The sequence below is a fragment of the Micromonospora echinospora genome (assembly GCF_014203425.1).
GTDB lineage: Bacteria > Actinomycetota > Actinomycetes > Mycobacteriales > Micromonosporaceae > Micromonospora > Micromonospora echinospora_A.
Genome location: NZ_JACHJC010000001.1, coordinates 4,725,005 through 4,738,455 on the forward strand (window position 1 = coordinate 4,725,005; position 13,451 = coordinate 4,738,455).

Below are 13,451 nucleotides of genomic sequence, written 5' to 3' on the forward strand. Positions count from 1 at the left end.
GCCTTTCCACTGGTTGTGCTGGTACCGCTGCCGCTCAGCCCTTGACCGCGCCCTGGAGGCCCCCGACGATCTGCTTCTCCGCCAGGGTGAAGAACAGCAGCGCCGGCAACATCGCCAGCGACGTGAAGGCGAGGACGCCGGCGGTGTCGGTGGTGTACTGGCTGGAGAAGTTCTGCACGCCCAGCGGCAGGGTGTGCAGGTTGACGTCCCCGAGGACGAGCAGCGGCAGGAGGAACGCGTTCCAGCTCGCCACGAACGCGAGGATGCCGACGGTGACGATCGCGGGCCGCGACAGCGGCAGCACGATCCGCCAGAGGAAGCCGAGCCGGCCGGCGCCGTCGATGGCGGCCGCGTCCTCCAGCTCCCGCGGGATGGCCGACAGGAACGGCCGCAGGATGACGATGGTGAGCGGCAGCGAGAACGCCACCTGCGGGAGGATCACCGCGTAGTAGGAGTTGATCAGGCTCAGGTCACGCAGCAGGAGGTAGAGCGGCAGGATCGCCGCCCCGGCCGGGAAGAGCAGACCGAGCGTGAAGAAGGTGTAGAGCCACTCACGTCCCCGGAACGAGTACCGGGCGAGCACGAACGCGGCGGCCATGCCGAGCACCACCACGCCGAGCGTGGTGCCGAGAGCGATCACCGCGCTGTTGAACGCCTGCCGCCAGAAGTCGCTCTGCGTCAGCACCCGGTAGTAGTTGTCCCAGACCCACGGGTCGGGCAGGCCGGCGGGATCGTTCACGATCTGCGGCGTGGTTCGGAAGCCACCGACGATGACGTAGACGACCGGGGCGATCGACACGGCCGCGACCGCGAGCGCGATCGCGTACGTCAGCGGCGAGCTCCACTGCACCGGGCGGCGCCCGGCCGAGGGGGCGGGTGCGGAGTTCACGGCCACTGTCACTTCCCCTTCCGGGTGATGGCGCCCTCGATGTCACGGCTGAGCAGGAACCGCTGGAACAGCAGCGCCGCCACGAACGAGATGGCGAACAGGATCACGGCGACGGCGTTGCCGTAGCCCCACAGCCGGGCGAAGAAGCCGTTGTCCACCATGTACGTCGCCATGGTGGCCGAGGCGCCGAGCGACCGCACCGCGGGCACGGAGGTCACCCAGACCATGTCGAAGACCTGCAACGAGCCGATCATCGACAGGAACATCCAGATCCGGATGGTGGGGCCGAGCAGCGGCAACGTGACGTGACGCTGGATCTGCCACCAGCTCGCGCCGTCGATCTCGGCGGCCTCGTTCAGCTCGGGCGGCACGTTCGACAGGCCGGCGAGCAGCAGGATGATGGCGAAGCCGACGTACTTCCAGGTGAGGACGAACAGCAGGGTCCAGATGACCACGTCGAGGTCGGCCAGCCACGCCTGCACCAGCCCGCCCAGCCCCACCGACCGCAGCAGCGCGTCGAGCGTGCCGCCGTCGGTCAGGATCAGCTTCCACATGATGCCGACGGTGACCTCGGCGAGCACGTACGGCACGAAGACCAGGAGGCGGAACGCGGAGCGCCCGCGGAAGCGGCGGTTGAGCAGCAGGGCGATGCCGAGCGCGACGGGAGCCTGGATGAGCAGCGACCCGAAGACGATGATGGCGTTGTTGCGCAGCGCGTCGAGGAAGATCGGGTCCTGGAACGCGAGCGTGTAGTTACGGAAGCCGACGTACTCGGTGGGCGGCCCGACCCCGCGCCAGCGGAACAGGCTGTAGTAGAACGCGAAGCCCATCGGCACCAGCACGAACAGCACGTAGATGAGGACCGCCGGCGTGGTCAGCCCGATGATCTCGTACCACTTGCGGCGGGTCTCGGCGCGGCGTGAGGCGGCTCGTGCGCCGGGCCGGAGGCCCGCCGGCGGCGCGAGAGCGCCGCCGGCGGGCGTACGGGTCTGCGATGCGGACGTCACTTGCTTGCGGCCGCCTTCATGGCCGAGACAACCTTCTCAGGTGTCCCGTTGCCGGCGAAGATCGCGACGATCGCGTCGTTCATCGCGGTGCCGACGGTGCTGCCGAAGGCCGTGTCCAGCCAGAGCTGCACGTAGGTGGCCGACGCGGTGGACTCCAGGATGGACTTCAGCGCCGGGTCGGTGACGCCGTCGGCAGCGCCCTTGGCGACCGGCAGGCCGGTGCCGGTGGCGGCGTAGCCCTTCTGCACCTCGGGGCTGACGATGTACTTGAGGAACTCGACGCACTCGGCCGGGGCGTTCTTCGAGCAGGCGAAGCCGTCGCCGCCGCCGAGGGCCGCCTTCGGGTCACCGGCGGAGCCGGAGATCGCCGGCACCGGGAACCAGCCGAGGAACTTGCCCAGGGCCGCCTTGTCCGTGGCGACGGTGTCCAGGGTGCCGCGGTTCCAGTCGCCCATCAGCTCCATCGCGGCCTTGCCGTTGGCGAGCATACCGTTCGCGCTGGTCGGGTCGTTCTGGCCCGGCGTGGCGATGAAGTTGTTCTGGAACGGCTTGGTGTCGATGAAGGCCTTCAGGTCCTGACCGGCCTTGACGAAACACGGGTCGTCGAAGGTCCGGTCCTTTGTCGCCTTCTTCAGCGTGTCGACCGAGCAGGCCCGCAGCGCGAAGTTGTACCACCAGTGCGCGGCCGGCCACTTGTCACCGGCGCCCAGGGCGATCGGGACGACGTTGATGGCCTTGAGCTTGGTGACAGCGGCGTTGAGTTCCTCGAAGGTGGTCGGCGGCGCCGAGATGCCCGCCCTCGCGAACATGTCCTTGTTGTACCAGATGCCCTCGATGCCCATCCGGAACGGCAGGCCGTACTGCTTGCCCTCCACCTGCCAGATCTCCGAGGCGCTGCCGATGTCGGCCACCTCGCTCTTCACCTGGTCGGTGATGTCCTTGAGGTAGTCGGCCTCGACCTGCTCGCGCATCTCGCCGCCGCCCCACGCCTGGAAGATGTCCGGCGGGTCGTTGCTCAGCAGCGCGGCGGGCAGCCGGGTGCGCTGGAGTTGGTTCGTCTCGATCGCCTCGATCTCGATCTTGACCGTCGGGTGGGCCGCGGAGAAGTCCTTCGCGACCTTCTCCCAGTACGTCTTGCCGGGGCCGTCCTGCGAGGCGTTGTGCCACCAGGTCAGCGTCACCGGGTTCTTGAACAGCTCGCTCTCGGCGGCCTTCTCGTCGTCGCCACCGCTGGTGCACGCGGAGGCCAGCAGAGCGCTTGTCACAAACAGTGCCAGGACGGCACCAGCACGGCGCTTCATCGCCATAGATGTCTCCTCGACCACTTAGCCGGGTTACCTGCCGGGGAGTTTTACAGGGCCGTAACGTGAAGTCAATCGGTATCGATAACGTTTTCGACATCGTCTTCGATCCACCGGGAAGGGCCCTCTATCATCGTCGGCGTGGTGTTCCCGCAGCGCGTCAAGATGTCGGACGTGGCACGTACGGCCGGCGTCTCGGTGGCGACTGTATCGAAGGTTGTCAATGGCCGGTACGGCGTCGCACAGGCCACCGTCGAGCGCGTCCAGCAGGTGATCCACGAACTCGGCTACGAGGCGAGCCTGGGGGCGCAGAGCCTGCGCAGCCACCGCACGAACGTGCTGGGCATCCTGGTCGCCGAGTTCGAGCCGTTCTCCACCGAGCTGCTCAAGGGCGCGTCCCGCGAGGTCGCCGGCAGCGGCTACCAACTGCTCGCCTACTCCAGCGGGGACGGCGAGGGCGCGGCCATCGGGTGGGAGCGGCGCTCGCTGGCGCGGCTCTCCGGCACGCTCATCGACGGCGCGGTGATCGTGACGCCGACGGTGGTCGAGACCAAGCACGGCTTCCACGTGGTGGCCGTCGACCCGCACACCGGCCCGTCCGGCCTGCCCACTGTGGACTCCGACAACTTCGCCGGCGCCGTGCTGGCCACCGACCACCTGCTGTCGCTGGGCCACCGCCGGATCGCGCACATCAGCGGCCGCCCCGACCTGGAGTCGGCCCGCCTGCGCGAGGCCGGGTTCCGCAAGGCGATGGCCGACGCGGGCGCGCCGGTGGACGAGCGGCTCGTGCGGGTGGGCGGCTTCCGCGCCGAGACCGCCGCCAGCACGGCCGCCGAGCTGCTCGCGCTCCCCGACCGGCCGACCGCGATCTTCGCCGGCAACGACCTGTCGGCGATCTCCACCCTGGACGTCGCCCGCGGCCTCGGCCTGCGCGTACCGGACGACCTGTCGCTCATCGGCTTCGACAACATCCCCGAGTCGGCGCTCGTCGACCCTCCACTCACCACGATCCGGCAGCCGCTGCAACGCATGGGCGCCGAGTCCCTGCGGCTGCTGATCGACCTGATCGCCGGCGTCGAGCGGGACACCCACATCCAGCTCCCCACCGAGCTGGTCGTCCGGGCCTCCTGCCGGCCCCTGCGCTGACGCGCCCCGCGTCCGGCCCGGCCGGGCGCTCCTTCCCGAACGGTGATTGACGGGCGGCTATCGAGGTCCGTAAGGTTTCGGGCTACTTCCGGAAGATTCTCCGGAAGTTTTCGGAAGCCGCACCGCCCGCCCGGGCACCCGCCGCTCCGTTCCACGCCGCGGCAGCCCCGGCACCGCCACCGCCGGCCCTCGGGCCGAGCGCACCTCCCGGAAGGAACGAGATGAAGCTGAGACGCTGGCTCGCCGCCGGCGCGGTCGCCGTCGTGACCGCCACCGCCCTCAACGTCGTCCCCGCGACGGCGGGGCGCCCGTACGACCCGGCCGCGCAGAGCCTGCGCGAACTGGCCAAGCGCCACGGCCTGTACGTGGGCACCGCGGTGGACATGGCCGCGCTCAACGACGCCACCGAACCGCAGTACCGCCAGATCACCGCGTCCGAGTTCTCCACCGTCACCGCCGAGAACGTGATGAAGTGGGAGAGCCTGGAGCCCACCCGGGGCACCTACAACTGGGGCCCGGCCGACGAGCTGATCGAGTTCGCCCGCAAGAACAACCAGCGGGTCCGCGGTCACGTGCTGGTCTGGCACAACCAGCTGCCGGCGTGGCTGACCAGCGGCGTCGCGGACGGCTCGATCAGCAAGGCCGAGCTGCGCCAGATCCTGCGCAACCACATCACCGCCGTGGTCACCCACTTCAAGGGCAAGATCTGGCAGTGGGACGTGGTGAACGAGGCGGTCAGCGACCCCTGGGACACCCCGTCCACCCTGCACTACAAGGGGTTCTGGGCGCAGAACCTCGGGCCCGGCTACCTCGCCGACGCGTTCCGCTGGGCCCGCGCCGCCGACCCGAAGGCGCTGCTGTTCTACAACGACTACAACATCGAGGCGTTCGGCTCCGGCAACCCGGCCGACGACAAGACGCAGTTCGTCTACAACATGGTCCGTGAGCTGCGGGCCAAGGGCGTGCCGATCGACGGCGTGGGCGCACAGGGCCACCTGGGCACCCAGTACGGCAACTTCAGCACGCTCCAGGTGGTCGCGGCCCTGCGCAAGTTCGCCGGGCTCGGGCTGGCGACGGCGCTCACCGAGGTGGACGTGCGCAGCCAGATCACCGACGGGGTGGAAGCCGGCGACTCCGCGGAGATCAACCCGCGCCTGCAGGCGTCCGCGGCGAACTTCAGCGTGCTGATGCAGGCCTGCCTGGCCGAGCGGCACTGCCTGTCGTTCACCCTCTGGGGCTTCACCGACAAGCACTCCTGGGTGCCCGGCGCGTTCTCCGACCCGCCGGAGGGCCTGGCCACCGTGTACGACGAGAACTACCAGCCCAAGCTCGCCTACCACGAGCTCAAGGCCGACCTGATCTTCTCCGGTCCGCCCTACGTGCTCCCGCGCATCCCCCAGCATCCGCGCCGTTAGGCGACTGGTGCACCACGGCGGGGCCAGTCCGGTGACCGGCCCCGCCGCCTGTGGTGGCGCGGCCGGTCCGCGCTCACGCCGCGCGGCGGCGGCCCAGTTCCGACTCCAGCCGCCCGATGAGCGTCTTGCGGGCCTTGCCGCGCCGTTCCCGGCGCAGCGCCGCGTCGAGCTGGCGGGTGTCGAGGTCGCGGATCAGCTTGACCGCCTCGGTCACCGGCAACTCGTCGAGCTGCTCGGCGGCGGTGGCGTCCCGGCGGGCCCGCTTGGCCGGGCCGGTGTTCGGCACGTACTGGCGGCCGGAGCGCGACGCGCGACGCTTGCGGGTGTCGGTGTCGCGCCGCTCGGACTCCGACAACTCCTCCCACGCCTGTTTGGGCAGGTAACGACGGGTCTCGCCGCCGTTGCGGGCGCGCGCGTCACCGCTGCGGGTCTGCCACTGCTCGCCGCCCCAGCGTTGCAGGGAGCGCTGCCGTGCGTCCTTCGGGCCCTCGAATCCCCCGCCGGCCTTCTTGTACTCGTTCGTCAGCAGCTGCGACTTGCGGGCCGACCACTGCCCCGGCCGTCCGCCCTTGTCGGAGGCGCGGATCTCGGCCTTGAGGCGCTCCCGCAGCTCCGGCTCGGTGTACTTCGCCATGACGCAGCGTTACCCGCACCGGCGGCGGCCATGCCGGTCAGCCGGACGCCGGCCGGTAGACCAGATCCATCGTGTCGGTGCGGCCCGACCAGTCCAGCCGCAGCCGCCAGCACCCGGCGGCCGGCAAATCGACGATGGACGGCCCGGGCCCGCCGTCCACCTCGCGGACGACCGGGGCGCCCGTCCCGTCCTGCGTCGCGGTGATCACCAGAGGCGTCCGTGGCGCCGGTTCGGACCGGCCGGCCTCGGGGCGGGCCACCCAGAGGATCTTGTTGTTCGCGCCGTCACCGCGGTCGTGCACGAGCGGGTACGCGAACAGGATCGCCACGATCTCGCCCCGGGCGCCGAAGACGTGCCGCATGCTCGTGTCGCCGGTGAACCCGGCGTCCGCCCAGTCCGGCAGCCGGCCGGTCTCCACCCGTTCGGCGCACGCCGCCAGCACGGACGGCCCGGCGGCCGGGACCGTGGTCTGCGTGGTGGCCGGGACCGTGACCGGGCCGGTGCAACCGGCCAGCAGCAGGACCGGCGCCAGCAGAACTCTTCTCGGAACGGACATCCGCCCTCCCCCGTCGACGACTCTCGTCATCTCCGACACCGCCCGGCGCGCCGAGGTTCCGCCGCGCTCACTCCAGTGAGGACGCGACGTCCAGCGCCTGCTCGCGGGTCAGGTCGCCCTCCAGCCGGTAGCTCACCCCGGCCCGCTCCCAGATCAGCGTGGCGGCGGACAACCGCGCGGTCGCCACCCGTTCCGTCCCCGACCGGTCCACGTACGCCAGCGCGTGCGGCCCGCCGACCCAGACCGCGAACTCGCCGCCGACCTGGGTGAGCGTCACGTCCGCACCGGCGGTCCGCTTGTGGAACACGATGTCGAGCGAGCCGTCGAACGCGTCCAGCCGCACCGTGCCGCCCCGGTAGAGCAGGCTGGCGACCCGGTGGCCGCCGGTGCCGTCCGGGTCGGCCACCAGGACCCGTTCCGGCACGCCGAGGCGGGACGGCGCCCGGATCGGGAAGCGGACCTGGCGTTGCGCCTCGGCCAGGGCGACGTGACGCTGCGCGGGCAGCGGCGACGGCGTGCCGGGCAGCGGCGGGGCGGGCGCGGAGTCGACGACGACGCCGGAGAACCGCAGCAGCCCGGTCACCGCGTCGGCGAGCGCGGCCCGGCCCGGCGGCAGCGCCGCCACGAGCAGCGCGGCGAGCGCGGCGGCCAGCACGTACCGCCGACGACGGCGCGGCACCGGCGCGTCCAGCCGGGCCCGGACCCGCGCGGTGACGTCCGGCGTCCGCGCCGGCTCCAGCCAGCCGGTCAGGTCACGCAGCTCCCGCTCCAGGTCATCCACGGCGCGCCACCTCCCGGTCCAGCAGGGCACGCAGCTTCGCCAGCGCCCGGTGGGTCCGCGACTTCACAGTGCCCCGGGGCAGCCCCAGCACCGTGGCCGTCTCGTCCTCGCCGAGGTCAAGCAGGTAGCGGCAGACGATCGCCTCGCGGTCGCGGGCGGGCAGCCGCCGCAGCGCCCCCACCAGCGCGGCCCGGCGCTCGGCCGCCAGCACCGCGTCCAGCCCGTCGTCGACGCCGCTCGCCCCGACCGGGTCCGCCGCCGCCGCCGCGCGCAACACCAGGCCGTCGCGCCGGCTGCGCGTCCGGTGCAGGTTCCGGGTCTCGTTGGCGACGATCGCGAGCAGCCAGGACCGGAACGACGCCTCGGCCCGGTAGCGGGACAGTTTCCGGTACGCCTTGACGAACGCCTCCTGCACCACGTCCTCGGCGTCCGGCCCGGCGCCCAGCAGCACCGCCGTCCGGTACGCCGACGCGGAGTGCCGGGCGACCAGGGTGTCGTACGCCTCCCGGTCGCCGGCGCGTACGCGGGTGACGAGCTCGTCGTCGTCCAGGGCAACCTCCGCCGTCGGTCCGCTTCCATGACACCGCCTGCGGCGGCCGGGTTCCATCAGGCGTTTGACCGGTGACCGTGCCGGAAAGAGTGGCGGGATGAGCTGGGCGAGAAGAGCCGTACCCGCAGCCGTCGCCGCCGTCGCCGCGCTGGCGGCGCGGGACCTGCTGCAACGCGACCACGCGCTGCGCCGCAACTTCCCGGTGCTGGGCCGGGCCCGGTACCTGATCGAGTCGATCGGTCCGGAGCTGCGGCAGTACATCGTGGCCGGCAACGACGAGGAGCGGCCGTTCACCCGCGACCAGCGACGCTGGGTGTACGCCTCGGCCAAGCAGGAGAACAACTACTTCGGTTTCGGCACCGACAACGACATCGAGCACACCTCCGGCTATCCGATCATCAAGCACCGCACGTTCGGCCGGGCGGTGCCACCGTCGACGCCGACCGCCGGGCACGACGTGACGCTGCCCTGCGCCAAGGTGCTCGGCGCGGCGCGCGGCCGGGCGCGGGCGTTCCGCCCCGAGTCGGTGGTGAACATCTCCGGGATGAGCTTCGGCTCGCTGTCCGGCAACGCGGTGGAGGCGCTCAACCGGGGCGCCGCGCTGGCCGGCTGCCTGCACAACACCGGTGAGGGCGGGCTGTCGCCGTACCACCGCAACGGCGGTGAGCTGGTCTTCCAGCTCGGCACCGCGTACTTCGGCTGCCGGGACGAGCGCGGCCGGTTCAGCCTGGAGCGGCTCAAGGACCTCGTCGCGGCCGAGCCGGTACGGGCGCTGGAGATCAAGCTCAGCCAGGGTGCCAAACCGAGCCTGGGCGGCCTGCTGCCGGCGGCGAAGGTCTCCGCCGAGATCGCCGCCACCCGGGGCATCCCGGCCGGACGCGACTGCGTCAGCCCGTCCCGGCACGCCGAGTTCTCCGACTGCGACAGCCTCCTGGACTGGGTGGAGCTGCTCGCCGCCGAGACCGGCCTGCCGGTCGGCATCAAGTCCGCGGTCGGCGACCTGGAGTTCTGGGAGGAGCTGACCACGCTGATGCGCGACACCGGGCGCGGCGTGGACTTCGTGACCGTCGACGGCGGCGAGGGCGGCACCGGCGCCGCGCCGCTGATCTTCAGCGACTCGGTCTCGCTGCCGTTCCAGCAGGGCTTCTCCCGGGTCTACCGGACGTTCGCCGAACGCGACCTGCACGAGCAGGTGGTGTTCGTCGGCGCCGGCAAGCTGGGGCTGCCGGACAACGCGGTGGTGGCGTTCGCGCTCGGCGCCGACATGGTCAACGTCGGGCGGGAGGCGATGCTGGCGATCGGCTGCATCCAGGCGCAGAAGTGCCACACCGACACCTGCCCGACCGGCGTCGCGACACAGAACGCCTGGCTGGCCCGGGGCCTCGACCCGGCCCGCAAGTCGGTGCGGGCCGCGAACTACATCCGTACGCTGCGCCGCGACCTGGTCAAGGTGGCCGAGGCGTGCGGCGTCGAGCACCCCGGACTGATCGGCACCGACGCGGTCGAGATCCTCGACGGCCGGACCTCGTCGATCCCGCTGGACCGGGCGTTCGGCTACCGGCCGGAGTGGGGGATGCCGTCGGCAGCCGACCGGGCGCAGATCGTCCGGCTGATGACGGCCGAGGCGCCGCAGGGCGGCAGCGCGCCGCCCTCCCCCACCGCCGTCGGCTGACCCGGACCGCGGGAAATCCGGTCGGCCGCCGCACCGCCGCCGCGTACAGTCCGCCGCATGGCTGTGGACACCACGCCGGCGGTGCGTGCCGGCCGATTCCGGCTGCTCCCGCTGGGTGTGGTGTTCCTGACCGTCGGCCTGTCCACCGCCGTGGTGCTGCCGTTCCTGTCGCTGTTCCTCGACCGCGAGGTCCACGCCAGTCCGATACGGGTGACAGTGTTCCTGGTCGTCGCCCCGCTGTCCGGGGTGGTCGCCTCCGCGCTGATCGGCCGGCTGTCGGACCGCCGGCCGATCCGGCGCGCGCTGCTGGTCGGCGCCGCGCTGGCCGGCGTGGTGGGCGCGGGCCTGACCGCGTACGTCCGCGACTACTGGATCCTGCTGGGGCTGACCGCGACCGCCACGGCACTGGCGAACTCGCTGTTCCCGCAGTCGTTCGCGTACACCCGGGCGCTGTTCGACAGGGACGATCCGGCGCGGGCCGCGTTCGGCGTCAGCCTCATGCGTACCGTGTTCTCGCTGGCCTGGGTGGCCGGGCCGGCGCTGGCCGCGGTGCTGCTCGACGTCGGCGGCTTCCGCCTGGTCTACGGCATGGCCGCCGTCATGTACGCGCTGGCCGCGCTGGTGGCCGCGCTCCGGCTGGAGGAGCTGCCGCTGCCGGCGCGGCCGGTCGCGGCCGATCCGGACGGCTCGGCACCCGGCCCGCCCGGCGCGTCCCGGCTGCGGCTGGCGCTGACGGCGCTCACGTTCGTGCTGCTCCAGTGCCCGCTGACGGTCGGCGTGCAGGCGATGCCGCTGTTCATCGACACCGAACTGAACGACGACCCCTCCCGCGCCGGGCTGGTGCTGGGCCTGTGCGCGGCGCTGGAGATCCCGCTGATCCTCGGGCTGGGCGCGCTGACCGCGCGGGTCCGGCTGCGGCCGCTGATCCTGGCCGGAGGCGCCTGCGGGGTCGCCTACTACGCGAGCGCCGCGCTGGCGCCGAGCGTGCCGTTCCTGCTGCTCGCGCAGCCGGTGAACGCGCTGTTCATCGCCGCGGTGTCCGGCGTCGGCATCGCCTACGTGCAGGATCTGCTGCCGGGCGAGCCGGGCCGGGCCACCACGCTGTTCACCAACACGTTCCCGATCGGCGCCATGCTCGCCGGGCCGCTGCTCGGGCTCTCCGCGCAGGTCGGCTACCGGTGGGCGTACGGCATGAGCACCGCGCTGTGCGCGACCGGGCTGCTGGTGCTGCTGCTGACCCGGCCGGCCGCGCGGGCCTGACCGGCGCGGCGGTCAGCGGCGCCGCACCAGCACCACGTGGTCGATCAGCTCGCCGGTCTGGCCGTCCGGGCCGGTGGCGGTCCGACGCGCCGCGCCCAGCCGCTCGGTGTCCCAGCCGTCCGGGTCGAGGTCCATCGCGGCCAGGATCTCCTCCGGTTCGGCGAACCGGTGGTGGCCGGTGTCGGGTCCGGCCCACGGCGGCGGCGCGCCGTGCTCGACGACGAGCAGCCGGCCGCCGGGCGCGACCGCCTCGGCGGCCGGGGGCAGCACCTTCTCCCGGGGCAGGACGAGCGGCGACTGGAAGAACTGCGCGGACACCAGGTCGTACCGGCCGGGCGGGAAGCCCTGGGTGAGGTCGTGCCGGACGGTGGTGATCCGGTCGGCCACCCCGGCCCGCCCGGCCTCCACGGCGAGCCGGTCCAGCGCGACGGATGAGATGTCCACGGCGGTGACCCGCCACCCCTGCGACGCCAGCCACACCGCGTCGCCGCCCTCGCCGCTGCCCAGGTCGAGCACGGTGCCCGGGGGCAGCGTGCCGGCCACCTCGGCCAGGACCGGGTTCACCCGGCCGCTCCAGATCCGGTCCCGCTGGCCGTACCGCTCGTCCCAGAACCGGGCCGGGTCGGTGTCCGCCGCCGGGTGTTCGTGGTGGTGCCCCGTCATGTCCGCCTCCTCGCCGCCGGGCGTCTCCCCGCCCGGGCCCCACCATCGTGCGCCGCCACCCGCTCGGCAGCAAGGAACCTTGCCGTTCCGGCAAATACGCCGGGCGGCAACCGTGTCGGAATATACCCCCGGGGGTATGCGCTACAGTTGTCGTATCGCCCGACATCACTGCGCGAAGGAGTGCGTCCCATGCTGTTCACCCAGTACTACCTCGACTGCCTGTCCCAGGCCTCGTACCTGATCGCGGACGACCGCACCGGCCGGGCCGTGCTCGTCGACCCTCGCCGGGACATCGACGAGTACCTCACCGACGCGAAGGCGCACGGCCTGACGATCGAGGGCGTCGTCAACACCCACTTCCACGCCGACTTCCTCGCCGGGCACCTCGAGGTGGCCGCCGCGACCGGCGCGTGGATCGGCTACGGGAGCCGGGCCGAGACCGAGTACCCGAGCCGCAAGCTCGCCGACGGCGAACGGATCAGCCTCGGCGACGTGACCCTGGAGATCATGGAGACCCCGGGTCACACGCCGGAGTCGATCAGCGTCCTGGTCTACGAGCGCGCCGACGACCCGGTCCCGTACGGCGTGCTGACCGGCGACGCGCTGTTCATCGGCGACGTCGGCCGCCCCGACCTGCTCGCCTCGTTCGGCGTGACCGCCGAGGAACTCGGCCGCATGCTCTACGACAGCGTGCAGCGCAAGCTGATGGGCCTGCCCGACGAGGTGCGCGTCTTCCCCGCACACGGCGCCGGCTCGGCCTGCGGCAAGAACCTGTCCACCGAACGGCAGTCCACCATCGGCGAGCAGCGCCGCACCAACTACGCCTGCGCGCCGATGAGCGAGGAGCGTTTCCTCGCCCTGGTCACCGGCGGGCAGCCGGCCGCGCCCGGCTACTTCGCCTTCGACGCGGTGCTCAACCGCAAGGCGCGGGAGCTGTTCGACAACGCCCGGCCGGCCCGCCCGCTCACCCCGGCCGAGTTCCTGGCCGCCCGGGCCGACGGCGCCGTCGTGGTCGACGCCCGCGACCCGCAGGAGTACGCGACCGGGCACCTGCGCGGCGCGCTCAACGTCCCGGCCGACGGCCGGTTCGCCGAGACCGCCGGCAGCGTGGTCGCGCCCGACCGGCCGGTGCTCGTGGTGGCCCCGCAGGACCGGGAGGAGGAGATCGTCGTCCGCCTCGCCCGGATCGGCTTCGACCGGGTGATCGGCTACCTGCGCGAGCCGGAGACGGCCTTCCTGGAGATGGTCGCCGAGATGACCCGGGCCAGCCGGGTCACCGCCACCGAGCTGCGCGCGGCACTGGAGCGTCCGGACGCGCCGGTGGTGCTCGACGTCCGCAACGCCGGTGAGCGGGAGCAGGGCGCGGTGCACGGCTCCCGGCACATCCCGCTGGCCGAGCTGACCCACCGCCTCGGCGAGGTGCCCGCCGGCCGGCCCGTCGTCGTGCACTGCGCCGGCGGCTACCGGTCCTCGGTCGCCGCCAGCCTGCTGCGCGCCGCCGGTCACGCCGACGTGTCCGACCTGCTCGGCGGGTACGGCGCCTGGCAGGGCCTGCACGCCGCCGCGTGAGGCACAGG

13 protein-coding genes are annotated in these 13,451 nt (G+C 72.4%); 5 read left to right on the plus strand and 8 right to left on the minus strand.

What is annotated here, in order from left to right; all coding sequences use genetic code 11:
- Window positions 1-34: 34 nt before the first annotated feature.
- The 3 genes from FHU28_RS21985 to FHU28_RS21995 are packed head-to-tail and all read right to left on the minus strand — an operon-like array spanning window position 35 to window position 3,203.
- Entirely contained in the window at window positions 35-901 is an 867-nt protein-coding gene (locus FHU28_RS21985) for a carbohydrate ABC transporter permease (protein WP_174536926.1), read from the minus strand.
- Window positions 898-1,896, minus strand: coding sequence for a carbohydrate ABC transporter permease (locus FHU28_RS21990; protein WP_184686381.1), 999 nt, complete (start codon window positions 1,894-1,896; stop codon window positions 898-900). The genes FHU28_RS21985 and FHU28_RS21990 overlap by 4 nt, the downstream gene beginning before the upstream one ends.
- Window positions 1,893-3,203: an ABC transporter substrate-binding protein gene (locus FHU28_RS21995; protein ID WP_184686382.1), complete on the minus strand. Its 1,311-nt coding sequence runs from the start codon at window positions 3,201-3,203 to the stop codon at window positions 1,893-1,895. Before FHU28_RS21995 ends, FHU28_RS21990 begins: the two co-directional genes overlap by 4 nt.
- 135 nt (window positions 3,204-3,338) lie before the next feature.
- On the opposite strand from FHU28_RS21995, the gene FHU28_RS22000 reads away from it, so the two are divergent.
- The gene (locus FHU28_RS22000) at window positions 3,339-4,343 is read left to right on the plus strand and encodes a LacI family DNA-binding transcriptional regulator (RefSeq protein ID WP_311773637.1); all 1,005 of its coding nucleotides are present in this window, start codon (window positions 3,339-3,341) and stop codon (window positions 4,341-4,343) included.
- A gap of 221 nt (window positions 4,344-4,564) precedes the next feature.
- Window positions 4,565-5,758 carry an endo-1,4-beta-xylanase gene (locus FHU28_RS22005; protein WP_184686383.1) on the plus strand — a complete coding sequence of 398 codons (1,194 nt, stop codon included), beginning with the start codon at window positions 4,565-4,567 and terminating at the stop codon, window positions 5,756-5,758.
- A gap of 73 nt (window positions 5,759-5,831) precedes the next feature.
- On the opposite strand, the gene FHU28_RS22010 is transcribed toward FHU28_RS22005, so the two are convergent.
- From FHU28_RS22010 to FHU28_RS22025, 4 genes are all read right to left on the minus strand, one after another.
- Window positions 5,832-6,392 carry a DUF5872 domain-containing protein gene (locus FHU28_RS22010; protein ID WP_184686384.1) on the minus strand — a complete coding sequence of 187 codons (561 nt, stop codon included), beginning with the start codon at window positions 6,390-6,392 and terminating at the stop codon, window positions 5,832-5,834.
- Window positions 6,393-6,429: 37 nt separating this feature from the next.
- Window positions 6,430-6,948, minus strand: coding sequence for a hypothetical protein (locus FHU28_RS22015; RefSeq protein ID WP_184686385.1), 519 nt, complete (start codon window positions 6,946-6,948; stop codon window positions 6,430-6,432).
- A 67-nt stretch (window positions 6,949-7,015) separates the two neighbouring features.
- Window positions 7,016-7,729, minus strand: coding sequence for a hypothetical protein (locus FHU28_RS22020; protein WP_184686386.1), 714 nt, complete (start codon window positions 7,727-7,729; stop codon window positions 7,016-7,018).
- Entirely contained in the window at window positions 7,722-8,336 is a 615-nt protein-coding gene (locus FHU28_RS22025; protein ID WP_184686387.1) for an RNA polymerase sigma factor, read from the minus strand. The genes FHU28_RS22020 and FHU28_RS22025 overlap by 8 nt, the downstream gene beginning before the upstream one ends.
- Before the next feature lie 40 nt (window positions 8,337-8,376).
- On the opposite strand from FHU28_RS22025, the gene FHU28_RS22030 reads away from it, so the two are divergent.
- Together FHU28_RS22030 and FHU28_RS22035 are read left to right on the plus strand one after the other, a co-directional pair.
- Entirely contained in the window at window positions 8,377-9,951 is a 1,575-nt protein-coding gene (locus tag FHU28_RS22030) for an FMN-binding glutamate synthase family protein (protein ID WP_184686388.1), read from the plus strand.
- 57 nt (window positions 9,952-10,008) lie between these two features.
- A complete protein-coding gene (locus FHU28_RS22035) occupies window positions 10,009-11,211 on the plus strand; it encodes a sugar efflux transporter (RefSeq protein ID WP_221453263.1) in 1,203 nt (400 codons plus the stop codon).
- 12 nt (window positions 11,212-11,223) lie between these two features.
- Here the strand turns inward: FHU28_RS22035 and FHU28_RS22040 are convergent, their stop codons facing one another.
- Window positions 11,224-11,874 (minus strand): class I SAM-dependent methyltransferase, encoded by a 651-nt coding sequence (locus tag FHU28_RS22040; protein ID WP_184686389.1) that lies wholly within the window; start codon window positions 11,872-11,874, stop codon window positions 11,224-11,226.
- A 189-nt stretch (window positions 11,875-12,063) separates the two neighbouring features.
- Here FHU28_RS22040 and FHU28_RS22045 point away from each other — a divergent pair, with 189 nt between their 5' ends.
- The gene (locus tag FHU28_RS22045; RefSeq protein ID WP_184686390.1) at window positions 12,064-13,443 is read left to right on the plus strand and encodes an MBL fold metallo-hydrolase; all 1,380 of its coding nucleotides are present in this window, start codon (window positions 12,064-12,066) and stop codon (window positions 13,441-13,443) included.
- Window positions 13,444-13,451: the final 8 nt, after the last annotated feature.